Source organism: Mammaliicoccus sp. Q-M61 (assembly GCF_022386055.1).
In the GTDB taxonomy this organism is placed as follows: Bacteria; Bacillota; Bacilli; order Staphylococcales; family Staphylococcaceae; genus Mammaliicoccus; species Mammaliicoccus sciuri_A.
In genome coordinates, this window is sequence record NZ_JAJNJL010000007.1 from 118,273 (window position 1) to 143,692 (window position 25,420).

23 protein-coding genes and 4 pseudogenes are annotated in these 25,420 nt (G+C 31.0%); 15 read left to right on the forward strand and 12 right to left on the reverse strand.

The annotated features are described in order from the left end of the window. Positions 1 to 13 precede the first annotated feature (13 nt). From LQ677_RS10215 to LQ677_RS10250, 9 genes and pseudogenes are all read left to right on the forward strand, one after another. Positions 14 to 535 (forward strand): DUF1643 domain-containing protein, encoded by a 522-nt coding sequence (locus LQ677_RS10215; protein ID WP_000836008.1) that lies wholly within the window; start codon positions 14 to 16, stop codon positions 533 to 535. A gap of 1 nt (position 536) precedes the next feature. Beyond that, positions 537 to 742 (forward strand): annotated as a pseudogene (locus tag LQ677_RS10220) (hypothetical protein). Beyond that, positions 735 to 1,058 (forward strand): JAB domain-containing protein, encoded by a 324-nt coding sequence (locus LQ677_RS10225; RefSeq protein ID WP_000088091.1) that lies wholly within the window; start codon positions 735 to 737, stop codon positions 1,056 to 1,058. The pseudogene LQ677_RS10220 and the gene LQ677_RS10225 overlap by 8 nt, the downstream one beginning before the upstream one ends. A 118-nt stretch (positions 1,059 to 1,176) precedes the next feature. Further along, positions 1,177 to 1,257: pseudogene (locus LQ677_RS14865) on the forward strand (site-specific integrase); the annotation flags it as partial. Next, positions 1,253 to 3,145 (forward strand): tyrosine-type recombinase/integrase, encoded by a 1,893-nt coding sequence (locus LQ677_RS10230; RefSeq protein WP_239748814.1) that lies wholly within the window; start codon positions 1,253 to 1,255, stop codon positions 3,143 to 3,145. The pseudogene LQ677_RS14865 and the gene LQ677_RS10230, both read left to right, overlap by 5 nt. A gap of 6 nt (positions 3,146 to 3,151) precedes the next feature. After that, on the forward strand, positions 3,152 to 3,529 hold the full coding sequence (locus LQ677_RS10235; RefSeq protein ID WP_001041908.1) for a DUF6262 family protein: 378 nt from the start codon (positions 3,152 to 3,154) through the stop codon (positions 3,527 to 3,529). A gap of 237 nt (positions 3,530 to 3,766) precedes the next feature. Continuing rightward, positions 3,767 to 4,132: an ArsR/SmtB family transcription factor gene (locus LQ677_RS10240; RefSeq protein ID WP_000159127.1), complete on the forward strand. Its 366-nt coding sequence runs from the start codon at positions 3,767 to 3,769 to the stop codon at positions 4,130 to 4,132. Next, positions 4,125 to 6,539 (forward strand): cadmium-translocating P-type ATPase CadA, encoded by a 2,415-nt coding sequence (locus LQ677_RS10245; protein ID WP_000378485.1) that lies wholly within the window; start codon positions 4,125 to 4,127, stop codon positions 6,537 to 6,539. The genes LQ677_RS10240 and LQ677_RS10245 overlap by 8 nt, the downstream gene beginning before the upstream one ends. An 80-nt stretch (positions 6,540 to 6,619) precedes the next feature. Then, the gene (locus LQ677_RS10250) at positions 6,620 to 7,237 is read left to right on the forward strand and encodes a CadD family cadmium resistance transporter (RefSeq protein WP_000562107.1); all 618 of its coding nucleotides are present in this window, start codon (positions 6,620 to 6,622) and stop codon (positions 7,235 to 7,237) included. Between the two features lie 273 nt (positions 7,238 to 7,510). Here LQ677_RS10250 and LQ677_RS10260 read toward each other — a convergent pair. Both LQ677_RS10260 and cstR read right to left on the reverse strand, forming a co-directional pair. Then, positions 7,511 to 8,149, reverse strand: a pseudogene (locus tag LQ677_RS10260) (sulfite exporter TauE/SafE family protein); the annotation flags it as partial. Beyond that, a complete protein-coding gene (gene cstR / locus LQ677_RS10265; RefSeq protein ID WP_000220507.1) occupies positions 8,149 to 8,409 on the reverse strand; it encodes a persulfide-sensing transcriptional repressor CstR in 261 nt (86 codons plus the stop codon). The gene cstR and the pseudogene LQ677_RS10260, both read right to left, overlap by 1 nt. Positions 8,410 to 8,544: 135 nt before the next feature. Here cstR and LQ677_RS10270 point away from each other — a divergent pair, with 135 nt between their 5' ends. Beyond that, positions 8,545 to 9,609, forward strand: a complete 1,065-nt coding sequence (locus tag LQ677_RS10270; protein ID WP_000438836.1) for a DsrE/DsrF/DrsH-like family protein — start codon at positions 8,545 to 8,547, stop codon at positions 9,607 to 9,609. A 33-nt stretch (positions 9,610 to 9,642) separates the two neighbouring features. Next, positions 9,643 to 10,977, forward strand: a pseudogene (gene cstB / locus LQ677_RS10275) (persulfide dioxygenase-sulfurtransferase CstB). A 113-nt stretch (positions 10,978 to 11,090) separates the two neighbouring features. Here cstB and LQ677_RS10280 read toward each other — a convergent pair. Further along, positions 11,091 to 12,239, reverse strand: coding sequence for an ROK family transcriptional regulator (locus tag LQ677_RS10280; protein WP_000427807.1), 1,149 nt, complete (start codon positions 12,237 to 12,239; stop codon positions 11,091 to 11,093). A gap of 319 nt (positions 12,240 to 12,558) precedes the next feature. Here LQ677_RS10280 and psm-mec point away from each other — a divergent pair, with 319 nt between their 5' ends. Further along, positions 12,559 to 12,627, forward strand: coding sequence for a phenol-soluble modulin PSM-mec (gene psm-mec / locus LQ677_RS10285; protein ID WP_014532405.1), 69 nt, complete (start codon positions 12,559 to 12,561; stop codon positions 12,625 to 12,627). Between the two features lie 84 nt (positions 12,628 to 12,711). Here psm-mec and mecI read toward each other — a convergent pair whose 3' ends face one another. Continuing rightward, positions 12,712 to 13,083 (reverse strand): mecA-type methicillin resistance repressor MecI, encoded by a 372-nt coding sequence (gene mecI / locus LQ677_RS10290; RefSeq protein WP_000369214.1) that lies wholly within the window; start codon positions 13,081 to 13,083, stop codon positions 12,712 to 12,714. Beyond that, complete coding sequence (mecR1, locus tag LQ677_RS10295; protein ID WP_000952923.1) at positions 13,083 to 14,840, reverse strand: beta-lactam sensor/signal transducer MecR1; 1,758 nt, start codon at positions 14,838 to 14,840, stop codon at positions 13,083 to 13,085. The genes mecI and mecR1 overlap by 1 nt, the downstream gene beginning before the upstream one ends. A gap of 96 nt (positions 14,841 to 14,936) precedes the next feature. Here mecR1 and mecA point away from each other — a divergent pair, with 96 nt between their 5' ends. After that, on the forward strand, positions 14,937 to 16,946 hold the full coding sequence (gene mecA / locus LQ677_RS10300) for a PBP2a family beta-lactam-resistant peptidoglycan transpeptidase MecA (protein ID WP_063852655.1): 2,010 nt from the start codon (positions 14,937 to 14,939) through the stop codon (positions 16,944 to 16,946). 45 nt (positions 16,947 to 16,991) lie between these two features. Here the strand turns inward: mecA and LQ677_RS10305 are convergent, their stop codons facing one another. The 3 genes from LQ677_RS10305 to LQ677_RS10315 all read right to left on the reverse strand — a co-directional run bounded on the left by LQ677_RS10305 (position 16,992) and on the right by LQ677_RS10315 (position 19,486). Next, complete coding sequence (locus tag LQ677_RS10305; protein ID WP_000872606.1) at positions 16,992 to 17,420, reverse strand: MaoC family dehydratase; 429 nt, start codon at positions 17,418 to 17,420, stop codon at positions 16,992 to 16,994. A gap of 96 nt (positions 17,421 to 17,516) precedes the next feature. Continuing rightward, positions 17,517 to 18,260, reverse strand: a complete 744-nt coding sequence (locus tag LQ677_RS10310) for a glycerophosphoryl diester phosphodiesterase (protein ID WP_000958858.1) — start codon at positions 18,258 to 18,260, stop codon at positions 17,517 to 17,519. 836 nt (positions 18,261 to 19,096) lie between these two features. Further along, the gene (locus LQ677_RS10315) at positions 19,097 to 19,486 is read right to left on the reverse strand and encodes a hydroxymethylglutaryl-CoA synthase (protein WP_020444595.1); all 390 of its coding nucleotides are present in this window, start codon (positions 19,484 to 19,486) and stop codon (positions 19,097 to 19,099) included. 35 nt (positions 19,487 to 19,521) lie between these two features. On the opposite strand from LQ677_RS10315, the gene LQ677_RS10320 reads away from it, so the two are divergent. Beyond that, positions 19,522 to 20,196: an IS6-like element IS257 family transposase gene (locus tag LQ677_RS10320; protein ID WP_001106057.1), complete on the forward strand. Its 675-nt coding sequence runs from the start codon at positions 19,522 to 19,524 to the stop codon at positions 20,194 to 20,196. A 31-nt stretch (positions 20,197 to 20,227) separates the two neighbouring features. Here LQ677_RS10320 and LQ677_RS10325 read toward each other — a convergent pair whose 3' ends face one another. Then, positions 20,228 to 20,467 (reverse strand): hypothetical protein, encoded by a 240-nt coding sequence (locus tag LQ677_RS10325; RefSeq protein ID WP_001282728.1) that lies wholly within the window; start codon positions 20,465 to 20,467, stop codon positions 20,228 to 20,230. Positions 20,468 to 20,881: 414 nt separating this feature from the next. Beyond that, positions 20,882 to 22,138, reverse strand: coding sequence for an MrcB family domain-containing protein (locus LQ677_RS10330; RefSeq protein WP_000566670.1), 1,257 nt, complete (start codon positions 22,136 to 22,138; stop codon positions 20,882 to 20,884). A 552-nt stretch (positions 22,139 to 22,690) separates the two neighbouring features. On the opposite strand from LQ677_RS10330, the gene LQ677_RS10335 reads away from it, so the two are divergent. Further along, positions 22,691 to 23,143 carry a MarR family winged helix-turn-helix transcriptional regulator gene (locus LQ677_RS10335; protein ID WP_239724304.1) on the forward strand — a complete coding sequence of 151 codons (453 nt, stop codon included), beginning with the start codon at positions 22,691 to 22,693 and terminating at the stop codon, positions 23,141 to 23,143. A gap of 193 nt (positions 23,144 to 23,336) precedes the next feature. Here the strand turns inward: LQ677_RS10335 and LQ677_RS10340 are convergent, their stop codons facing one another. Both LQ677_RS10340 and LQ677_RS10345 read right to left on the reverse strand, forming a co-directional pair. Continuing rightward, positions 23,337 to 24,959: a poly(glycerol-phosphate) alpha-glucosyltransferase gene (locus LQ677_RS10340; protein ID WP_239748815.1), complete on the reverse strand. Its 1,623-nt coding sequence runs from the start codon at positions 24,957 to 24,959 to the stop codon at positions 23,337 to 23,339. Between the two features lie 140 nt (positions 24,960 to 25,099). Next, positions 25,100 to 25,420: LPXTG cell wall anchor domain-containing protein (locus LQ677_RS10345; RefSeq protein WP_239748816.1), on the reverse strand; the 321-nt coding region annotated here is incomplete at its 5' end.

Sequence of the window (25,420 nt, forward strand, 5' to 3'; positions counted from 1 at the left end):
GGAGTTAGATAAAATGAAATCAATCAAAAGTGTATTAGAAACTGAAGCGATATTTAGTCAGGATAAAATGCATCGTTATCTTCTCAAGAAAACTTGGGATATTGATAAAGAAGTACTTACAATTATAACGATGTATCCTCATTATGATGGTGTTATCAACGTTGACCTTACAACACAACTTATTGTCAATAAAGTAGCTGAAAAAGATGAATATGGTGGCGTTAATTTTATAAATCTTTTTTCAAATATTGATACCCCCATTAATTTAAAACATATCGAAAACAGCCATGACAAGCACACGGATATTCACATTATGAAAGCTGTCAAAGAAGCCGATAGTGTTTTATTGGCTTGGGGTTCCTACGGAAAAAAACCTCTTGTGGAAAATCGAGTGAATGAAGTATTAGACATGTTAAAACCTCACAGTAAGAAAATCAGTATATTAACAAATCCTCAAACAAATGAAATCATGCATCCATTAAATCCATACGCTAGAAAGGCATGGACAATTAAACCATTAAAGGAGACTAAATAGAATGAATCAAACATGGAAAGAAGTATACCAATATTTAATGCATCAACCACACATCGATGTTATTAAAGGCATTATCGCCTTTTCATCAAACAAAAAAATAATTCAGAATTAGATGAGCTATATTCCATTTATATGAATGATGATTCTATCACATCCATTGTTCACCCTGACTTAATAGAAAGTATAGAGCTTATCCATAATGAGTAGAAAAAGAATAGATGTTGTCAAAGTCCAAATGGTTAAAGAAGATACACTTTGGTATTTAAAAAGACGTATTGAAGAACCAAAAGACGCTGCTGATATTATGCGTGACTTCATAGGAAATGCTGACCGAGAACACTTCATTTTAATTTGCTTGAATAGCAAAAATGAACCTACACATATTGAAACCGTCTCTATAGGAACCATTAATTTTGCGGTTATACATCCTCGAGAAATATTTAAAACAGCCATATTAAGTAACGCAACGGGTATGATTATTGGCCATAACCACCCAAGTGGAGACATATTAACCATAGTATAATAAATAATAGTAGTTAAAGTAGTTCAGGAGGAGATGTTAAAGGGAGATTTTACTTTAAATAAAAATTAACAAGGTTTATAATTTGTAGTACTTAAAGTGTTTAAAGAGGGGGGCGCGTGTGAGGGTTCAAAGGATAGAAGTGGAGAATAAGCCGTATCCATTGTATTTATTACTAGATAAAGAATACCAGCTAAATGAATGCTTCTAGTAAAAGGAAAATTATCAGTCAGAGTGAGATCAGCAAAAAAATAGCTGTAATGAATGAAGAAATGCAAGGGTTTTGGGCTAATAATAGTTGGGATATAAGAAAATGTCCACATCCTTCTGCCATAGAATTAAGTAAGAATCCTGCTTTAAGAAATCGTTGGGTTCGTTTTGAACGTGTTAAAAATCTGTGGTTAAGAACAGAATTGAAATATTTTTATTTTTACCATTTAAACAATGGAATATGGAATGCAAAAACTGTCTGGATTAGAAAAGGAACAGTAATTAATAAAATGTTGGATTTTTTAGATTTAAAGTATCCCAGCATTACTTCAATTACTGAAGTTCCTATTGATAAAGCAATGACGGAGTATAGAACATATTTGACAAAACAGGGTGTTAGAATTACCACCACTAATTATAAGATTACTGCTAATCAAGAAAAAACACCTGTAAAAGCTAATTCTTACTATGTTACTAATCTTAAACAATTTATTGAGTTTTATGAGGATTTTTATTTTGATGGAGAGGAGTGGGATAAAGACGTTTGGGATAGACGAAACTTACCTTTGCCAGATGATAAGGTTAACCCAACACAATATGAATATACAATTAACTTTAAAGGGTTTCGGAATACATATTTTAAACAGCTTGTAAAAAGATATTGTAAGTTAAGATTGAACATGGATAGCTTTTCCTATGTAAGTGATATTGCCCAAAAACTTAAAGAGTTCTTTAATTTTCTGGACATAAAGTTTAAACACGTTCAGAGAGTACACCAATTAACGAGAGTGGAAATTGAAGCATATTTAAGTGAACTAAACATGATGGGGATAAAACCTAGTACAATAACTGGGAGGATCTCTATATTGGAAGGACTATTTAGTACCCTTCATAGGCTAGAATGGGATGATGTTCCTTCCAAATTATTAATTTATCCCGAGGACTATCCGAAAATACCAAGAGCAAAACCTCGCTTTATAGAAGAATTCGTTCTAGAGCAATTGAACAGTCATCTTGATAAATTACCCGAATATATAGCTACGATGACTATGATTGTTCAAGAATGTGGAATGAGGATAAGTGAATTGTGCACCTTGAAAAAAGGCTGTTTATTAGAGGACAAAGATGGAGATTACTTTTTAAAGTATTATCAATGGAAAATGAAAAAGGAGCATATAGTTCCAATATCTAAAGAGGTAGTTTTACTTATTAAAGTTCGGGAAGATAAAGTTTCAGAGGAATTTCCAGATAGTGAATACCTCTTTCCAAGAAAAGATGGATCGCCATTAAAACAAGAAACATTTAGAGGCGAATTAAATAAATTAGCTTATGAGCAAAATATAGTGGATAAATTAGGCGAGATTTATAGATTCCATGCCCATGCCTTTCGCCATTCAGTAGGAACAAGAATGATTAACAACGGGGTGCCCCAGCATATTGTGCAGAAATTTTTGGGACATGAAAGCCCAGAAATGACAAGCAGATACGCTCATATCTTTGATGAAACTCTAAAAAATGAATTTACTAAATTTCAAGAAAAACTGGTTACCAATAATGGAGATGTGCTCAATCTAGATGATGATAGTGAAGTCGATGATGTAGAGCTTCAATGGTTCAAGAAAAATATAAATGCACAAGTGCTTCCAAATGGTTATTGTAGATTGCCAGTAATAGCAGGTGGTTGTCCACATGCGAATGCATGCTTAGATTGCACTCACTTCTGTACCAGTAAGCAATTCTTACCACAGCACGAAGAACAGTTAGAGCGTACAGAAGAGTTATTAACCATAGCAAAGGATAAACAATGGCAAAGACAAATAGAGACTAATAGCCGTATTAAAGAGCGTTTAGAACAAATCATTGGAAGTTTAACGGGGTAATTATCAATGAATAAACAAGTTAGAAATACAACAGAAATTGTACGTTTGGCGAAGCAGAAATCACAAAAGACAAGAGAAAAAGTAGACAAAGCGATTTCTAAATTTTCGATTGAAGGTAAAGCTATTAATTTTAATTCAATAGCAAAGGAAGCTAATGTTTCTAAATCATGGCTTTATAAGGAACACGATATTAGGCAAAGAATCGAATCCCTTCGTGAGCGTCAAATAACATCAAATGTAGTCTCAAAACCCAAGAAAAGTTCTCGTTCGGAGGAAATCCTTATAAAAACCTTAAAAAGAAGAGTTATGGAATTAGAAAAAGAAAATAAAAAATTACAGAACCAAATTCAAAAATTATATGGAGATCTGTATAATAAAGAGTAGTTTTTATTATTAATCTGTAGACAGATTGTGAAAGGATGCACTTAAACTAACGGGGCAGTTATGTTTAAGATACTTTAAAATTTGGTTAAAATCTCCGAAAGGATTGGTTTCTAACATTAGAAACCAATCCTTTTTAATATTAATTATATATCATTCAAACAATCATTTGACTATTTGTTTATAGTGGGATATATTATAATCATCAAACAAACAGTCATTTGAATAAGGAGGGTAATTATGACAAAAGATATGTGTGAAGTTACCTATATTCATGAAGATAAGGTAAACAGGGCTAAAAAAGACCTTGCTAAACAGAATCCTATGGATGTAGCGAAAGTTTTTAAGGCTCTATCAGATGATACAAGAGTTAAAATTGCTTATGTTTTGTCTTTAGAGGGAGAGTTATGTGTTTGTGATGTAGCTAATATCATTGAATCTTCAACGGCTACGGCATCCCATCATTTAAGATTATTGAAAAATTTAGGTATAGCAAAATACCGTAAAGAAGGAAAATTAGTCTATTATTCACTAGATGATGAGCATGTTAAACAGCTTGTAGAAAAAGCTTTCTTGCATCAAAGGGAGGTTGCTAGTATTGGATAGTTCAACAAAAACATTAACAGAAGATAAACAGGTTTACCGTGTGGAGGGTTTCTCGTGTGCGAATTGTGCTGGGAAGTTTGAAAAAAATGTAAAAGAACTATCAGGGGTGCATGATGCTAAAGTCAATTTCGGAGCTTCCAAAATTGATGTCTTTGGCAGTGCAACCGTTGAAGATCTGGAAAAGGCTGGTGCTTTCGAGAATCTTAAAGTGGCACCAGAGAAGGCTAGAAGAAGGGTCGAACCAGTGGTAACAGAAGATAAAAATGTTTACCGTGTGGAGGGATTTTCTTGCGCAAACTGTGCTGGGAAGTTTGAAAAAAATGTAAAACAACTAGCTGGAGTTCAGGATGCAAAAGTGAACTTTGGCGCTTCTAAAATTGATGTATATGGAAACGCATCGGTTGAAGAGCTTGAAAAAGCAGGTGCTTTCGAGAATCTTAAGGTAATTCCTGAAAAACTGGCGAATCCATCGATACAAGCGGTCAAAGAAGACACTAAGGCTCCTAAAGAAGAGAAAATACCGTTTTATAAAAAACACAGCACATTGCTGTTTGCCACATTACTGATTGCTTTTGGTTACCTTTCTCACTTTGTAAATGGAGAAGATAACCTTGTAACGTCCATGTTATTTGTAAGTTCGATTGTAATTGGCGGATATTCACTATTTAAAGTTGGTTTTCAAAATTTGATACGCTTTGATTTCGACATGAAAACCCTGATGACCGTTGCAGTTATTGGAGCTGCCATCATTGGTGAATGGGCAGAGGCATCCATTGTTGTCATTCTCTTTGCAATCAGTGAAGCACTTGAACGTTTTTCTATGGATAGAGCAAGACAGTCCATTCGTTCATTGATGGATATTGCCCCAAAAGAAGCACTTGTTAGGCGGAATGGTCAGGAAATAATGATCCATGTGGACGATATTGCCGTGGGTGATATTATGATCGTCAAACCAGGGGAGAAAATTGCCATGGATGGGATCATTATAAATGGTGTGTCGGCTGTCAACCAGGCTGCTATAACAGGAGAATCTGTCCCTGTTGCCAAAACGGTAGATGATGAAGTATTTGCAGGCACGCTTAACGAAGAGGGACTACTTGAAGTAAAAATCACCAAATACGTAGAGGATACAACTATCTCCAAGATTATTCATCTGGTTGAGGAAGCACAAGGGGAGCGCGCTCCAGCGCAAGCATTCGTAGATAAATTTGCGAAATATTATACGCCGATCATTATGGTTATTGCGGCGCTCGTTGCAGTCGTTCCACCTTTATTCTTTGGTGGAAGTTGGGATACTTGGGTTTATCAAGGATTAGCGGTACTTGTAGTTGGATGTCCGTGTGCATTAGTTATTACTACTCCAATCTCGATTGTCTCGGCAATTGGAAATGCAGCTAAAAAAGGTGTGTTGATTAAAGGCGGTGTCTATCTAGAGGAATTAGGAGCCATTAAGGCAATCGCATTTGATAAAACAGGAACACTGACAAAAGGTGTACCAGTGGTAACAGATTTTAAAGTGTTAAATGATCAAGTGGAAGAAAAAGAGCTGTTTTCCATTATTACAGCTTTAGAATATCGATCACAACATCCACTTGCTTCAGCAATAATGAAGAAAGCAGAGCAAGATAATATTACTTATTCCGATGTTAGAGTGAAGGACTTCACTTCTATTACAGGTCGGGGCATTCAAGGGAATATAGATGGAACAACCTATTACATTGGCAGTCCAAGGCTTTTTAAAGAATTAAATGTTTCCGATTTTAGCCTTGAGTTTGAAAATAAAGTGAAAGTTTTACAAAACCAAGGGAAAACGGCCATGATTATTGGAACGGACCAAACAATCCTCGGCGTGATTGCTGTAGCAGATGAGGTCCGCGAAACAAGTAAAAATGTGATTCTAAAACTTCATCAGTTAGGAATCAAGCAAACAATTATGCTGACAGGTGATAATCAAGGTACCGCAGAAGCAATCGGTGCTCATGTAGGCGTTTCTGATATTCAGTCCGAATTGTTGCCACAGGATAAGTTGGACTATATTAAAAAAATGAAAGCCGAGCATGGTAATGTAGCTATGATTGGCGATGGCGTCAATGATGCTCCTGCACTTGCTGCATCCACTGTTGGCATTGCAATGGGCGGTGCTGGAACAGATACTGCCATCGAGACAGCTGATATTGCATTAATGGGAGATGATTTAAGTAAGCTTCCATTTGCAGTAAGACTTAGCAGGAAAACGCTAAATATCATCAAAGCGAACATCACGTTTGCCATCGGAATTAAGATAATTGCCTTACTATTGGTTATTCCAGGCTGGCTAACCCTTTGGATTGCGATTCTTTCCGATATGGGAGCCACTATTTTGGTAGCATTAAATAGTTTGCGACTGATGAGAGTGAAGGATAAATAGGTACTATATGTGTGCAATTTACGGAAGGACTTTTCATTTTGAAGAAAAGTCCTATCCCTAAAATATTTGGAGATGATAAAATGATCGCGACGATACTGACGGCTACTGCGGTATATGTAGCAACAGGAATTGATTATCTCGTCATATTAATTCTTTTGTTTTCGCAAGTAAAAAAAGGTCAGGTAAAACATATTTGGATAGGACAATATATAGGGACTGCAATTGTGATAGGAGCAAGTCTTTTAGTTGCACAGGGGGTTGTAAATTTAATTCCTCAGCAATGGGTTATCGGACTACTTGGACTTTTACCACTTTACCTAGGCGTGAAAATATGGATTAAAGGAGAAGAGGATGAAGATGAAAGTAGCATTTTATCTTTATTCTCCTCTGGAAAATTTAATCAGTTATTTTTGACGATGATTTTCATCGTATTGGCTTCCAGTGCGGATGACTTTTCCATTTATATACCGTACTTCACGACCTTAAGTATGTCTGAAATCTTTATTGTCACTATTGTCTTTCTAATTATGGTTGGAGTTTTGTGCTATGTCAGTTACCGTCTAGCTTCCTTCGATTTTATATCGGAAACAATTGAGAAATATGAACGTTGGATTGTACCAATTGTATTCATTGGGCTAGGTATTTATATATTGTTTGAAAATGGAACATTCAATGCTCTGATTTCATTTCTTCTTTGAAGTGGCGAATCCAAACCATAAAGTAAAGTATAAAGAGGTTATCCTATTGATTGGGATAACCTTTTTATATTTAACTAATTATCATTTACGTTAAACACATGTACTTAAAGTAAGAACATTGATTTAAACCATTTTTTTCATAATTTACTCTTGATAAGATCCGACACCTTCTCCAGGAGATATCAAAATAACTCAGAGAATAAAAGAGATTAGTGAAATGATGGGCATTATATTATATGACCACATAATATTTTCAGAAAATGATCATCATTCAATTATCAAAAAAATTGCACTTTCTACTGGTATATATCCTTGCATTAATTTTATAAAAAATGCCCCTACTGAAGATATAAAAGCAATTGCTATGCTATTGTTCACTACCGTATTCATTGGTAATTTAAATAATGCTAATAATACAGGAATGATGATAAATGCTCCACCTGCACCCACAATTCCCGAAATTACACCAATTCCAAATCCAACTATAATAAATAGCAAAGGTTTAGATTTCGTCTCTTGTGTAGTAGGTTTAACTTTAATAAACATCAATATTAAAGCAAGTATGGCGATTATTACATATACCGTATTTACAAAAGTAGCATTAAACAAACTAGCTAAAATTGCCCCTAACATGCTTCCAATCAACATACCCCCTCCCATATATATAACAAGTTTAGGAGAGAAAGCTGGTTGTTTTCTTGCATTTAATGATCCACTAAGTGTACTGAAAAATACTTGACTAGAGGTAAGTCCCGAAGCAATATATGCACTATACGCAGGTATACCTATTAATGGTGGCAATATAAGAATAGCTGGGTAAATAATAATTGCGCCCCCAATACCTATTAATCCAGATATAAATCCACCCAGTACGCCAATTAGCAACATAATAGTCATATTTGCTATATCCATTATTTACTTTTAACTAATAAATTAACTGCTTCATTAATTAATTCTTGAGAACTTTCATTATTTTCTTCTGCTGTTTTAACGCATTCTATTAAATTTTCACTAATTATAATCCCCATTAAACGTTGTATAGAACCTTTAGATGCACTAAGTTGCGTAATTATATCTTTGCAATCTTTTTCTTCTTCCATCATTTTTACGACACCATTTAATTGACCTTGTATTCTATTTATACGATTAATCATTTTTTTATCATAAGTCATATTCATTTCCTCCACATAAATTGATTAAGTTAATAATAATAAATTAAAACAAAATTGTCAAATACCCCTATAGGTATTTGGCAAATGATTCTATCCGTTTTATTATACCCTCATAGGTATTTATAGGAGGTAAGTATGGAACAATACAAAGAAGTACACATTAATTCATTAAACAAAGAAGAATTAGAAAAATTGGCAAAAATGGGTCAATTGATTGATGTTAGAACAAAAGAAGAATATGAATTAGGACACATTAACGGTTCAACTTTACACCCAGTAGAAGAGATTAAATCATTCAATAAGAATAGCAACAAAACGTATTATATACATTGTAAAAGCGGTAACCGAAGCACTAAAGCTTGCGATTATTTAGCCAAACAAGGTTATGATGTCGTGAATTTAAAGGGTGGATATAAAGATTATGAAGCAAAGAACTTCAATAGTGCTCCTTTAATAGAAAAAGATATTGAAATCAAAGAGAATCGTAAACAATTTGATTTTAGAGGTCTTCAGTGCCCTGGACCTATTGTTAATATCAGTAAAGAAATTAACAATATTTCAACGGGTGAGCAAATCGAGGTAACAGTTACAGATCCTGGTTTCAATAGTGATATTAAAAGTTGGGCGAAACAAACAGGGAATACCCTTGTAAATCTTACTGAAGAAGCAAATGTAATTAATGCAATTATTCAAAAAGAAAAGCCAAAAGAATTTGAAATCAATGACACTGCTACAGGTACAACAATTGTTTTATTTAGCGGTGAGTTAGATAAGGCAGTAGCAGCAATGATCATCGCAAATGGCGCTAAAGCAGCAGGTAAAGATGTAACTATTTTCTTTACTTTTTGGGGCCTCAACGCATTAAAAAAAGCGCAATCAACTCGCGTTAAAAAGAAAGGTATTTCCAAAATGTTTGACCTTATGTTACCTAAGGATCCAATACATATGCCATTATCAAAAATGAATATGTTTGGACTAGGTAATATTATGATGCGTTATGTAATGAACAAGAAAAATGTTGATTCTTTATACTCACTTATCGATCAAGCAATCGATCAAGATATAAAGTTAATTGCTTGTACCATGAGTATGGATGTTATGGGAATTTCAAAAGAAGAATTAAGAGATGAAGTCGATTATGGTGGCGTAGGTACTTATATTGGACATACTGAGCAAGCAAATCATAACTTATTTATCTAATCAATAAAATCTATTTTAAAAAGGAGTTTTTTTTTGTTTTTCAAACAATTTTATGAAGACAATTTTTCACAAGCATCTTATTTAATTGGATGTCAACGTACAGGAGAAGCAATGATTATTGACCCTATACGAGATTTAACAAAATATTTAAAAGTTGCAGATAAAGAAGGATTCACAATTACTAAAGCTGCAGAAACACATATTCATGCTGATTTTGCTTCAGGTATTAGAGATGTGGCAAATAAATTGAATGCAAGTATATACGTATCTGATGAAGGTAAAGATGAATTTAATTATAAAAATATGCCTAAACAAACACATTTCGTTAAGCATCAAGATATTATCTATTTAGGAAAGATTAAATTAGAAGTCTTACACACTCCAGGCCATACCCCTGAGAGTATTAGTTTTTTACTTACTGACGAAGGTGGGGGTTCCAGTATACCAATGGGATTATTTAGCGGTGACTTCATCTTTGTTGGTGATGTAGGTAGACCAGATCTATTAGAAAAAGCTGTAAATGTTGAAGGTTCTACAAAAATCGGAGCAAAACAAATGTATCAGTCCATACAATTTGCTGCAACATTACCAGACTATATTCAAATTTGGCCAGGTCATGGTGCAGGGAGTCCTTGTGGTAAAGCGCTAGGTTCATTACCTACAACTACTTTGGGTTATGAGAAAATAAACAACTGGGCTTTTAATGTTAAAGATGAAACTTCATTTATCGAAACTTTAACACTCAATCAGCCAGCTCCACCACACCATTTTTCACAAATGAAAAAAATAAATCAATTTGGTATGCAAATGTACCAACCATATAATGTTTACCCTAGTTCAAGCAATACACAAACTGCTTTTGATCTTCGAAGTAAAGAAGCATTCCATGGTGGTCATATGCATGGAACTATCAATATTCCTTTTAATAAAACTTTTATAAATCAAATTGGTTGGTATTTAGATTATGACTAAGATATTGAATTAATTGGCGATAAATCTACCGTTCAACAAGCTATTCATGCTTTACAATTAATTGGTTTTGAAAATGTAAAAAGTTACCGTTTGCCACAAACAAATATCGTCACATCATCTATTCATAGTTCTGAAATGACTGGTGAAGAACATAATGTATTAGATGTTCGTAATGATGATGAATGGCGTAAAGGTCATTTAAAACAAGCAATTCATATTCCTCACGGTAAACTTTTAAATGAAGATATACCTTTCGATAAAAATGACCTAATTTATGTACATTGTCAATCAGGTGTTAGAAGTTCAATAGCGGTAGGAATATTAGAATATAAAGGATTTACGAATATTGTTAACGTTAGAGGTGGCTATCAACATTTACCAGCATTTTTAAAATAGTTTTCTTCTGCAATAGAACTATAAAAATCCCTCAATCCGAAAATTCAATTCGGATTGAGGGATTTTTTTATAAAGACAATTACGAACTTTGATTATTCATTTGAATTAGTTTTTTATGCTTTTATATCTAAGTAAATATCATTAATCTGTAGTACTTTTTGGATAATTGCTAATGTACCACCTAGCAAAGTTGCAAATTTGACATTAGATGTTAACTTTATTTGAATTTCGTTACGTGAATATTGTTTGAACTGGTTCTTAATTGCTTCTAATATTTCAGGCATTTCATTGAACAATGGACAGTTAATGTAAATTGCATTCGGATTAAACTGGGTGTTTAAATTATGTATTAAAACAGCAATTTTATTTATAAATTGTTCCATTTCTTCAACTACGACTGGATTTTTTTCATTATAAAATTGAATTAATTTGCTAAGCGTCATCTTCTCATTTAGTTGATTACTTAAATTATGCAGTAAAGCTTCTTGTGAAAAAATATCTTCAATCTTATGAAAGATCTCCACATTATCGCTAACTTTTGAGACAAGTGTTTTTCCAATTTCACCCGCTTCCCCATTTGCACCACGATACAATTGATTATTAATAATAAGCCCAGCACCAATACCTTTATGTATACTTAAAGCAATAAGATTATTGTAGGATAAATTATGATTAAAATTACGTTCATATAACGCTGAAAGATTCGCTTCATTTTCAACTACGACTGGAACATTAGTAATTTCTTTTATTTTCTTAGCAATTGAAATTCCTTCAGTTTCATGGAATGGTAAATATGTCACATGCTGCTCATTATCCACAACTCCATGTATAGAAACAGACACACCTAATAGTCCGTTATAAGTATCAAGTTTCTCCTGAATATCAATATGTTTTTTTATTATGCTTAATATACTACTAACCTTTTCATCAGGTAAATCATAAGATTCATGCTTAATGACATTACCATCAAAATAATTGTACATCACTTCAACAGAACTATAAGTTAAATCCAAAGAAATAAAATAACCATAAAGATGATTAACCTTCAGAAGAATAGGTTTTCTACCACCACTCTTCGTGCTATCACCCTCACCAACCTCATTAACAAGAGATTTATACTTTAACTTATTCAAAATACTAGAAATCGTTGCCTTATTAATCTCAAGATTTTTAGATATTTGAGTACGCGAAATATTATGATGGTTATAAATTTCCCTTAGCACTCTTTTTTCATTATCATTTATATTTAAAATATTTTCCATAATTGCCTACCCCATAAGTTATTTTGAATTTAGTTTATAGTTTATCATGTATTTTTATACCAACTATTTTAACATAAATTAAATTAAACCTTAGAACAACTTAAAACCTCACTTAGGTTATCATCTTCGTTCTTTTATTTTTTTTATTATTTCAATAAATTACGTATTTCCAATATGACGATTTTTTATGCAAAGTCGTTGTATGTTTTTCAAATTTTTGACATTTATGCAATCTAAATAGCCAATTAGGGAATTTTTAACATTTTTTATTTGTTTGATATTATACTTAATGTATCTTAAATAGAAAGAGGGTATGCATATGGATTTCACTGGTGTTATTACAAGCATTATTGATTTAATCAAGACTTGCATTCAGGCTTTCGGTTAATTTTTTCAACTAAAAAACAGAGGAAATATTCAACGACTTGATTGTTTCCTCTGTTTTCTATGTATTGTTGTAAACACAACAATTTTATTTTTTATTCAATATATTTCTCAATTCTTCTATTTCATCTTGTGATAGATCTTCTTTTTCTACAAAGTTTAAGACAAGTGAATTGAAACCGCCTTTGTATACTTTATTGATAAAGTTTTTAGATGTTTTATATTTTATATCACTTTCTTCTACAAGAGAGTAATATTGAAAAATTTTATTGTCTTTTTTACGATCTATAAATCCCTTTTTATACAATCTCGTTATAAGTGTACGAATGGTTTTTGGACTCCAGTCCTTTTGCATTTGTATTTCTTCTATTATATTATTCGCACTTGCATATTTTTTCATCCAAATGATATTCATAACTTCCCATTCTGCAGATGATATTTCATACGTTTTATTATCCATTATATTAACTCCATTTCTTTTAAAATACGCTCAGAAATTTGTTGTGCTTTTTCGCCATTCGCATTGTCTTCGCCTTTTAAATGTGTAGCAAAATAATACGTATTATCTTTCGTTTCAACATAACCTACGAACCATCCATTTGCTTCTTTGTGATTCACGATTCCTGTTCCAGTTTTACCTACATATTTATAAGTATCTTTTTGTTTCAAAGTCATACTATTTTCAACTTTTTCAATAGCCTTATTATCAAAATGCATGTTATGTTGTTTCATATTTTTCAACAAATTAACCTGTTCTATTGCAGAAATTTTTAATGAAGATTCATTCCAATAATTTTCATTCCCTGATATTTCTTCATTACCATATTCAATTAGATCTAAATAAGATTTAACCTCATCTTGTCTTAAATGTTTGTTTAAATTTTCGTAATACCAATTTACTGAATATTTCATTGAAGAATTTAAATTTTGATCTTGGTTCCATTCTTTAAATGGATATTGATGTTTATCCCATTGTTGTTCAGTATGATTTAATGAGAGTAAATTTTGGTCGAATGCCATTAACGCTAAATAAATTTTGTAAGTAGAATTAGGTGAATATCGTTGTTTACTTTCTGGTTCATTATAAATAGAATAAGCTTGCTCCCGTTCATTATAAAGCACAAAACTTCCATCAAATCCTTTGAAATACGGAGCTAGTTGATTTAATTTTTTATATGATACATTTGTTTCATATTTGTCTTGTTGAACATGTGCAGATAGTAACGGTGCTTGTATTAAAAGCGATATACTACATACAATATACGCAACAATACGCTTGTTTCGATTAGGTTTAGGCATTGAATCATAAAGTGCAATATACTTAACACGTTCTTTAATATTTGAATTAAAACCTAGTAAATATTGTGCTGCCACATTATTTATGTGCTGAGATTTTAAAATAGAGCATTTTAATATCGATTCACCATAACGTATATGTTCATGGCGATTCAAAATTTTTAAAACGTTTCTATCACATACTTTTTCACAGTCATTGTCCATCATTGTTTTACTTATATATAGTGCAGGATTAAACCAGAATATCATTTTAAAAACAACATAAAGCTGGTTGAATATTAAGTCATGACTTTTCACATGTGATAGTTCATGTAGAATAATATATTCAATTTCTTTGTCATTCATGGTTTCGACTACGACAGTTGGTAGTACAATTTGGGATTTCACTAAACCAAATACCATCGGATTATCAATGTTTGAACTATAACTAATTGTTATATGCTTTTTGTAGAACTGCATCTTACTTTGACATACTTTAAGTCGTTCATTAAGATATGACGATTCCAATGACGAACTTTTAATAACATCAATTTGTCGGAATGCCTTAATCATATAAAATAAGCACAACAAACTACCAAATACCCATATCAAAAGAATCATATACGTTATATTTGAGGTCTCAAACTGATTAACATTAATTGCTAAGTCTTTCGTAACAGATGATTGTTGACCATCTAACATATGACTAACCGAAGAAGTCGTGTCAGATACATTTCGATTCATCATATCTTTTGAAAATGTAAAATTCGATATTTTGTAAAATGGTATTAATGGAATTAACGTGGAGACGAGCACTAATAACCAAATCTTATGTGACATAATATTTTGAGTATATTTTATATAGAGCATTCTCACTAAAAAAATTACACATATCGTGAGCAATGAACTGATTATACTTAACATTAAAAAAGATGATAACACCTTCTACACCTCCATATCACAAAAATTATAACATTATTTTGACATAAATACTACATTTGTAATATACTACAAATGTAGTCTTATATAAGGAGGATATTGATGAAAAAGATAAAAATTGTTCCACTTATTTTAATAGTTGTAGTTGTCGGGTTTGGTATATATTTTTATGCTTCAAAAGATAAAGAAATTAATAATACTATTGATGCAATTGAAGATAAAAATTTCAAACAAGTTTATAAAGATAGCAGTTATATTTCTAAAAGCGATAATGGTGAAGTAGAAATGACTGAACGTCCGATAAAAATATATAATAGTTTAGGCGTTAAAGATATAAACATTCAGGATCGTAAAATAAAAAAAGTATCTAAAAATAAAAAACGAGTAGATGCTCAATATAAAATTAAAACAAACTACGGTAACATTGATCGCAACGTTCAATTTAATTTTGTTAAAGAAGATGGTATGTGGAAGTTAGATTGGGATCATAGCGTCATTATTCCAGGAATGCAGAAAGACCAAAGCATACATATTGAAAATTTAAAATCAGAACGTGGTAAAATTTTAGACCGAAACAATGTGGAATTGGCCAATACAGGAACAGCATATGAGATAGGCATCGTTCCAAAGAATGTATCTAAAAAAGATTATAAAGCAATCGCTAAAGAACTAAGTATTTCTGAAGACTATATCAAACAACAAATGGATCAAAATTGGGTACAAGATGATACCTTCGTTCCACTTAAAACCGTTAAAAAAATGGATGAATATTTAAGTGATTTCGCAAAAAAATTTCATCTTACAACTAATGAAACAGAAAGTCGTAACTATCCTCTAGAAAAAGCGACTTCACATCTATTAGGTTATGTTGGTCCCATTAACTCTGAAGAATTAAAACAAAAAGAATATAAAGGCTATAAAGATGATGCAGTTATTGGTAAAAAGGGACTCGAAAAACTTTACGATAAAAAGCTCCAACATGAAGATGGCTATCGTGTCACAATCGTTGACGATAATAGCAATACAATCGCACATACATTAATAGAGAAAAAGAAAAAAGATGGCAAAGATATTCAACTAACTATTGATGCTAAAGTTCAAAAGAGTATTTATAACAACATGAAAAATGATTATGGCTCAGGTACTGCTATCCACCCTCAAACAGGTGAATTATTAGCACTTGTAAGCACACCTTCATATGACGTCTATCCATTTATGTATGGCATGAGTAACGAAGAATATAATAAATTAACCGAAGATAAAAAAGAACCTCTGCTCAACAAGTTCCAGATTACAACTTCACCAGGTTCAACTCAAAAAATATTAACAGCAATGATTGGGTTAAATAACAAAACATTAGACGATAAAACAAGTTATAAAATCGATGGTAAAGGTTGGCAAAAAGATAAATCTTGGGGTGGTTACAACGTTACAAGATATGAAGTGGTAAATGGTAATATCGACTTAAAACAAGCAATAGAATCATCAGATAACATTTTCTTTGCTAGAGTAGCACTCGAATTAGGCAGTAAGAAATTTGAAAAAGGCATGAAAAAACTAGGTGTTGGTGAAGATATACCAAGTGATTATCCATTTTATAATGCTCAAATTTCAAACAAAAATTTAGATAATGAAATATTATTAGCTGATTCAGGTTACGGACAAGGTGAAATACTGATTAACCCAGTACAGATCCTTTCAATCTATAGCGCATTAGAAAATAATGGCAATATTAACGCACCTCACTTATTAAAAGACACGAAAAACAAAGTTTGGAAGAAAAATATTATTTCCAAAGAAAATATCAATCTATTAACTGATGGTATGCAACAAGTCGTAAATAAAACACATAAAGAAGATATTTATAGATCTTATGCAAACTTAATTGGCAAATCCGGTACTGCAGAACTCAAAATGAAACAAGGAGAAACAGGCAGACAAATTGGGTGGTTTATATCATATGATAAAGATAATCCAAACATGATGATGGCTATTAATGTTAAAGATGTACAAGATAAAGGAATGGCTAGCTACAATGCCAAAATCTCAGGTAAAGTGTATGATGAGCTATATGAGAACGGTAATAAAAAATACGATATAGATGAATAACAAAACAGTGAAGCAATCCGTAACGATGGTTGCTTCACTGTTTTATTATGAATTATTAATAAGTGCTGTTACTTCTCCCTTAAATACAATTTCTTCATTTTCATTGTATGTTGAAAGTGACACTGTAACGAGTCCATTTTCTTTTTTTATGGATTTCTTATTTGTAATTTCAGCGATAACGTACAATGTATTACCTGGGTATACAGGTTTAATAAATTTAACGTTATTCATTTGTGTTCCTGCTACAACTTCTTCTCCGTATTTACCTTCTTCTACCCATAATTTAAATGATATTGAAAGTGTATGCATGCCAGATGCAATGATACCTTTAAATCTACTTTGTTCTGCTTTTTCTTTATCTATATGCATATATTGAGGATCAAAAGTTGTTGCAAATTGGATAATTTCTTCTTCTGTAATATGAAGGCTTTTTGTTTTGAATGTTTCTCCTACTATAAAATCATCGTATTTCATATATGTCTCTCTTTCTTATTCAAATTAATTTTTTAGTATGTAACATGTTAAAGGTAAGTCTACCGTCACTGAAACGTAAGACTCACCTCTAACTTTCTATTGAGACAAATGCACCATTTTATCTGCATTGTCTGTAAAGATACCATCAACTCCCCAATTAGCAAGTTGGTTTGCACGTGCTGGTTTGTTTACAGTCCATACGTTCAATTCATAACCCGCTTCTTTTACCATTTTTACTTTTGCTTTAGTAAGTTTGGCATCTTCAGTGTTTACTATTTTAGCATTACAGTAATCTAAAAGTGTTCTCCAGTCTTCACGAAACGAAGTTGTATGGAATATAACTGCTCTGTTATATTGTGGCATGATTTCTTCTGCAAGTTTAACAAGCACAACATTAAAGCTTGAAATGAGCACTTCTTGATTCTGATTTAAGTTTGTTAATTGTTCTTCCACTTGCTTAACCATACTTTTAGAAAGTGCTAGTCCATTCGGTCCAGTAATACCTTTTAATTCTACATTTAAATTCATATTATATTCATTTGCTATTTTTACTACATCATCGAAAGTTGGCAAATGTTCATCTTTGAATTTTTCACCAAACCAAGATCCTGCAGAAGCATCTTTAATTTCATCATAATTCAATTCAGTTATTTCCCCGGACATATTTGTAGTCCGTTCTAAATAATCATCATGAATGATAATCAGTTGTTCATCTTTTGTAATTGCAACATCTAACTCCAACCAGTTTATACCTTCTACTTCTGAAGCAGCTTTAAATGATGCAATTGTATTTTCCGGAGCTTTACTAGGTAATCCTCTATGTCCATATACAGTTAGCATATTACCTCTCCTTGCATTTTTATTTTTTTAATTAACGTAACTGTATTATCACATTAATCGCACTTTTATTTCCATTAAAAAGAGATGAATATCATAAATAAAGAAGTCGATAGATTCGTATTGATTATGGAGTTAATCTACGTCTCATCTCATTTTTAAAAAATCATTTATGTCCCAAGCTCCATTTTGTAATCAAGTCTAGTTTTTCTGTACCCCTTATCTGCAATTTTACTTAGGATTGCTTTTAACTTACCTCTTATCTGCAATTTTACTTAGGATTGCTTTTAACTTACCCCTTATCAGCAATTTTACTGAGAACTGCTTTTAACGCACCTCTTATCTGCAATTTTGCCTAGAACTGCTTTTAACGTACCTCTTATCTGCAATTTTACTTAGAACTGCTTTTAACAAACCTCTTATCTGCAATTTTACTTAGAACTGCTTTTAACGTACCTCTTATCTGTAATTTTACTGAGAACTGCTTTTAACAAACCTCTTATCTGCAATTTTACTTAGAACTGCTTTTAACAAACCTCTTATCTGCAATTTTACTTAGAATTGCTTTTACTATTCCTCTTATTAGTATAATCTCAGTAAGAATGCGTATAAAAATGAAAATTACAACCGATTTTGTAAGTGCTGACGCCTGAGGGAATAGTATGTGCGAGAGACTAATGGCTCGAGCCATACCCCTAGGCAAGCATGCACGTACAAAATCGTAAGATAAAAAAATAAGCATATCACTGTAAACTTTAAAAAATCAGTTTAGTGATATGCTTATTTATTTCGAGTTAGGATTTATGTCCCAAGCTCATCAAGCACAATCGGCCACTAGTTTATTTCTCTATCTTATATGTTCTGATATGGTCTTCTATACTGTATAAGTATACTTTTGAATATGGATCTTGTGTCAATTCACGTTCGAAATCAAATTCTTGATTATCAAATCTGTTAAAGAATGTTTCGTATTCTTCGACTGATAATTGCTCTCTAGATTCTAGCATATTTAAGTGTTTCTCTTTATCTAATGCTTTGTCATATCCTTTAACGATTGAACCACTAAAGATTTCTCCTACTGCTCCTGAACCATAACTAAATAGACATACTTTCTCTTCTGGTTGGAATGTGTGGTTCTGTAATAACGAAATTAAACTTAAGTATAATGATCCTGTATAAATGTTACCAACATCTCTATTCCATAATACGGTTCTGTTGCAAAGTTGAATTTATAGTATAATTTTAACAAAAAGGAGTCTTCTGTATGAACTATTTCAGATATAAACAATTTAACAAGGATGTTATCACTGTAGCCGTTGGCTACTATCTAAGATATACATTGAGTTATCGTGATATATCTGAAATATTAAGGGAACGTGGTGTAAACGTTCATCATTCAACGGTCTACCGTTGGGTTCAAGAATATGCCCCAATTTTGTATCAAATTTGGAAGAAAAAGCATAAAAAAGCTTATTACAAATGGCGTATTGATGAGACGTACATCAAAATAAAAGGAAAATGGAGCTATTTATATCGTGCCATTGATGCAGAGGGACATACATTAGATATTTGGTTGCGTAAGCAACGAGATAATCATTCAGCATATGCGTTTATCAAACGTCTCATTAAACAATTTGGTAAACCTCAAAAGGTAATTACAGATCAGGCACCTTCAACGAAGGTAGCAATGGCTAAAGTAATTAAAGCTTTTAAACTTAAACCTGACTGTCATTGTACATCGAAATATCTGAATAACCTCATTGAGCAAGATCACCGTCATATTAAAGTAAGAAAGACAAGGTATCAAAGTATCAATACAGCAAAGAATACTTTAAAAGGTATTGAATGTATTTACGCTCTATATAAAAAGAACCGCAGGTCTCTTCAGATCTACGGATTTTCGCCATGCCACGAAATTAGCATCATGCTAGCAAGTTAAGCGAACACTGACATGATAAATTAGTGGTTAGCTATATTTTTTTACTTTGCAACAGAACCGAAAATAATCTCTTCAATTTATTTTTATATGAATCCTGTGACTCAATGATTGTAATATCTAAAGATTTCAGTTCATCATAGACAATGTTCTTTTCAACATTTTTTATAGCAAATTGATTAAATAAATTCTCTAATTTCTCCCGTTTGATTTCACTACCATAGATTATATTATCATTGATATAGTCAATGAATAATGACAAATTATCACTCATAACAGTCCCAACCCCTTTATTTTGATAGACTAATTATCTTCATCATTGTAAAACAAATTACACCCTTTAAATTTAACTCAACTTAAATATCGACAAATTAAAAAACAATAAAATTACTTGAATATTATTCATAATATATTAACAACTTTATTATACTGCTCTTTATATATAAAATCATTAATAATTAAACAAGCCTTAAAATATTTAACTTTTTTGTGATTATTACACATTATCTTATCTGCTCTTTATCACCATAAAAATAGAAAAAACAAGATTCCTAAAGAATATAGGAATCTTGTTTCAGACTGTGGACAAACTGATTTTTTATCAGTTAGCTTATTTAGAAAGTTTTATTTAAATTACAGTTTCTATTTTTATTAGATCACAATTTTATTTTAGCTCTTGTTCAAGTAATCATTTTTCGCCAAAAACTTTATACTGAATAGCTTCTACATTAAATACTTTGTCAATGAGATCATCTACATCTTTAAATTCAGAATAATTTGCATATGGATCTATAAAATAAAATTGTGGTTCTTTACCAGAAACATTAAATATTCTTAATATTAAATATTTCTGCTTATATTCTTTCATAGCAAACATTTCATTTAGCGACATAAAAAATGGTTCCTCAATACTAGAAGATGTAGATGTTTTAATTTCAATAAATTTTTCTACAGCTTTATCTGTATTTGTTGGATCAAAAGCTACTAAATCATAGCCATGACCGTGTTGAGAGCCTGGATTATCATTTAAAATATTCCTAAACTGTTCTTTCTTATCTTCGTCTATTTTATTATCAATTAGCTCATTAAAGTAATTTAGCGCTAATTTTTCTCCAACTTTACCGGTTAATTTATTCTCTTTATTTGATTTTTCAATTTCTGAATCATTTTTAGTAGTCTTTGATACACCTTTTTTATATTTTGGAATTATTCCTTTAGGTGCTTCCACTTCCTTGAGTGTCTTATCTTTTTGTGCTGTTCTAATTTCTTCAATTTCGCTGTCTTCCTGTATTTCGTCTATGCTATTGACCAAGCTATCATAGGATGTTTTTGTAACTTTTGAAGCTAATTCATTAAATAGTTCTAAAAATTTCTTTAAATCCTCTAGCATATCTTCTTCTGTGAATCCTTCATTCAAATCATAATATTTGAATCTTATTGATCCATGAGAATATCCTGATGGATAATCATTTTTTAAATCATAAGATGAATCTTTATTTTCTGCGTAATAAAATCTTCCAGTATTAAATTCATTTGATGTAATATATTTATTGAGTTCGGAAGATAAAGTTAATGCTCTTTGTTTTGCAGCATTTTTATCCCGCGGAAACATATCACTTATCTTTGACCATCCTTGATTCAAAGATAAGTATATGCCTTCTCCTTCCGGATGAAAAAGATATACCAAATAATATCCATCCTTTGTTTCTTTTGTTATATTCTCATCATATATTGAAATCCAAGGAACTTTACTATAGTTCCCAGTAGCAACCTTCCCTACAACTGAATATTTATCTTCTTTTATATGCACTTTTAACTGCTTGGGTAACTTATCATGGACTAAAGTTTTATATAGATCACCTTTATCCCAATCAGATTTTTTAACTACATTATTGGTACGTTTCTCTTTAATTAATTTAAGGACCTGCATAAAGTTGTCTATCATTTGAAATTCCCTCCTATTATAAAATATATTATGTCTCATTTTCTTCAATATGTACTTATTTATATTTTACCGTAATTTACTATATTTAGTTGCAGAAAGAATTTTCTCAAAGCTAGAACTTTGCTTCACTATAAGTATTCAGTATAAAGAATATTTCGCTATTATTTACTTGAAATGAAAGACTGCGGAGGCTAACTATGTCAAAAATCATGAACCTCATTACTTATGATAAGCTTCTTAAAAACATAACAGCAATTCACATAAACCTCATATGTTCTGATACATTCAAAATCCCTTTATGAAGCGGCTGAAAAAACCGCATCATTTATGATATGCTTCCCCTTATCAATAGTTCTGCTAAAATTATACACTATAATAATTATAAAACCACCGAAACAATTGTCCAAAATATAATTTATATAATGTTGTATAAAACAACAATATTTTTTTATAAATTTCTTATTTAACCTTTATTTAATTGTCATATTTTGGTAAAATTATTTTATAAAAGATACTTTACTTATATTAACAATAGAAAGAGGGATTGTTTTTATGGTTATTAAAGAAGAAACTCAATTTAAAATTGAATTTAGAAACACTATTCTCAATTTAAATGAAAATGTTGATTCACTAGTTAAAAAAACAACTAATAATTGTGGATATTCAGTTAAGGTATGTAAATTGATATATTTTATTAAATTTCATGATGGATTAAACTTAAATGAATTAAGCATAAAATTTAATGATGATAAAGGGAACTTAAGTAGATTAATTGATAAATTAATAAATTTAGGATTTCTAGAGAAAAAAAAGGAAATTGATGACAAAAGAAAAACGTATATATTTATAACTAAGAAAGGGGAGAATATGATTAATGATGTACAAGAAGAATGTTCAAAAATTATAGATGAACTTTTAATCATCTATAATGATAAAGAAAAAGCTAATTTTATACATTTGATGAAAAGGCTTGATGCTCATATTACTAATTTATTGAGGGATTAAGTGATTTCATTTAATTTAAAAGGAAAAAATATTTAAATTATATCAATAAACCTCCACAATGTTTTTTAACAATTATTTTTCAACAACTTAGATTCTAAATATTATATTATATTAATTTGATAGTATGAAATATATACCATAGTCTTCCTATAATTATTTAAATAAGAAGGTTTATACGCGTAATACTTATAATTTAAATATAAATATTAGTTTTTTTAGTGCTAAATACTTTTTGATATTGAACATACCCTGATAAATAGTGTTCAATATCATCAATCCTTACTCTATAACCATGATGTTTAATGAAGAATGAATTCACAATGCGTGCAGGATTTTTAAAATACATAGCAATTTCAGGATAAAAGTAGCCTGTTCTTTCATAATCAGCTCTTAAATGTATTGTATTAATGAATTTTTCTTCATCTAAATAAGTTTCAACAAGTTCAGCATATCCTGTCTTTTTAGCTTTTTCGACTAAGTGATAAGTCGCCATTAACATTTCTAAAAATGTTGGGAATGTCGTTTTCCTTTGTTGCATATAATCTAAATAACTCGATACGTTCTGAATGCCAAATTTATAATATTTCTCTTGTGGATCAATTTGTACTAATTCATTTGTACAATATCCTAACCAGTGATCATGATATTTCCAATATTTTTTCTCTATAAACATTTCGAATAACATTTTGACAGTATTCAACCATTCTTCATTATGATCAATTTGATAAAGTCTTAATAATGCTAAAGCAGCTTCACCATCATAATATACAATTCTGAATTGTTCTTTAGTCGTTAGATCAGGATAATTTAATACATGAATCGTTTGTTGTTGATCATCAATCATCGTCAATATCCCTTTAGCAACTTTCTGTGCAGCTTCTAAATATTGATTTTTCTCAGGTACGTGCTTTAAATATTCACAAATCGCGAAGATAAATGCAGCATTTTGACCTAATTTTATTTCATTCACACCTTCAGTATCATCAAAAATATATCCCGCACCATCAACTTCAAATAAATAATGTTTGATTAAATAATCAATCGCCTTTTCTACAATCGTCACATCTTCATTTAAATAACTCAGACCTTCTATTAATGCATATGTTGATGATGAATGACGTAAATTATTATAAAATCCTATTTCTTTATCGAAATGTGGAAAATAACCATAAATATACTTTCCGTTATCTTGAATTTGATTTTTCAAAAAATGAGTACTTGTCTCAATTAATCGATCAATTTCTTCATTAATATTATCAATTTTTCTTAGACCTTTACGATATCCCTTTTCTTCTAATTCAATAAGTTGATCTTTTTCAATAAAATAGCTTTTCGTGTAGAACTTATAAACATCTTCATTTTCATAATTACGATGTGTGAAATATTTTCTTATTCTTTTATACTTTTTAATATAGTTGTTAATGTTCTTCTCAGACATGAAAAGCTCTTTACTATTAGGTTCTGGTCTTATAAATGCATTGGTATTAATTTCTTCAGGTAAGAATGCTAACTCCCAATTATTATCTAATGAAAAGCCATATTCTACATAATTTCTACGTGTATGAGTTAAATCATGCTTTAATTGTTCATATTTAATTTTTTCAATTGATGTAACGAAATCTATTTTGATCCATTCGGCTTTTTTACCAGTATTTTTTCGAAATGCTTCTATATATTTTTTAATATTTCGGTCATCATTATGTGATTTAAACATTTTTACTAAAGCCTTTTGGGAAGGATGACCAATACTAACAAAAATTTTTTCTGCATCTGAATGACTATTGAATAAATTCTTTAGTTGATTAGATATATCCATTCATTACATACCTTTCTGTATTAACTTTTATAAAAACTAGCCTAAATCTGTTTTATTAATGAAAATTATGACACTATCCTAAAAATCATAGAGGCTGGGACAAAAATTTGCCCCAGCCATAAAATTTCAATTATATAATTCTAGTTATTTTCTTTGTTGTCTTTTTTGCGACGACCAAGTAAGAATAATGATCCAATTCCAGCAAATAAACCGCCGAATAAAGCACCGTTATTTATTGGTTGTTCACCAGTGTCTGGTAATTTCTTATCATTATTTGATTTATCATGATCATCTGTAGTTGCAGCTTTTGCAATGCCGTTTCCATCATTGTTGTTTGAATCAGTTGAACCCATTCCCATATCTGAATCGCTGTCTGCTTCTTCACCGACTGTTACTGGTACTTTAATGTGATCTGTTGTGCCATCTGGGTATTTCACTGTCACATCTACTTCTGTTGTACC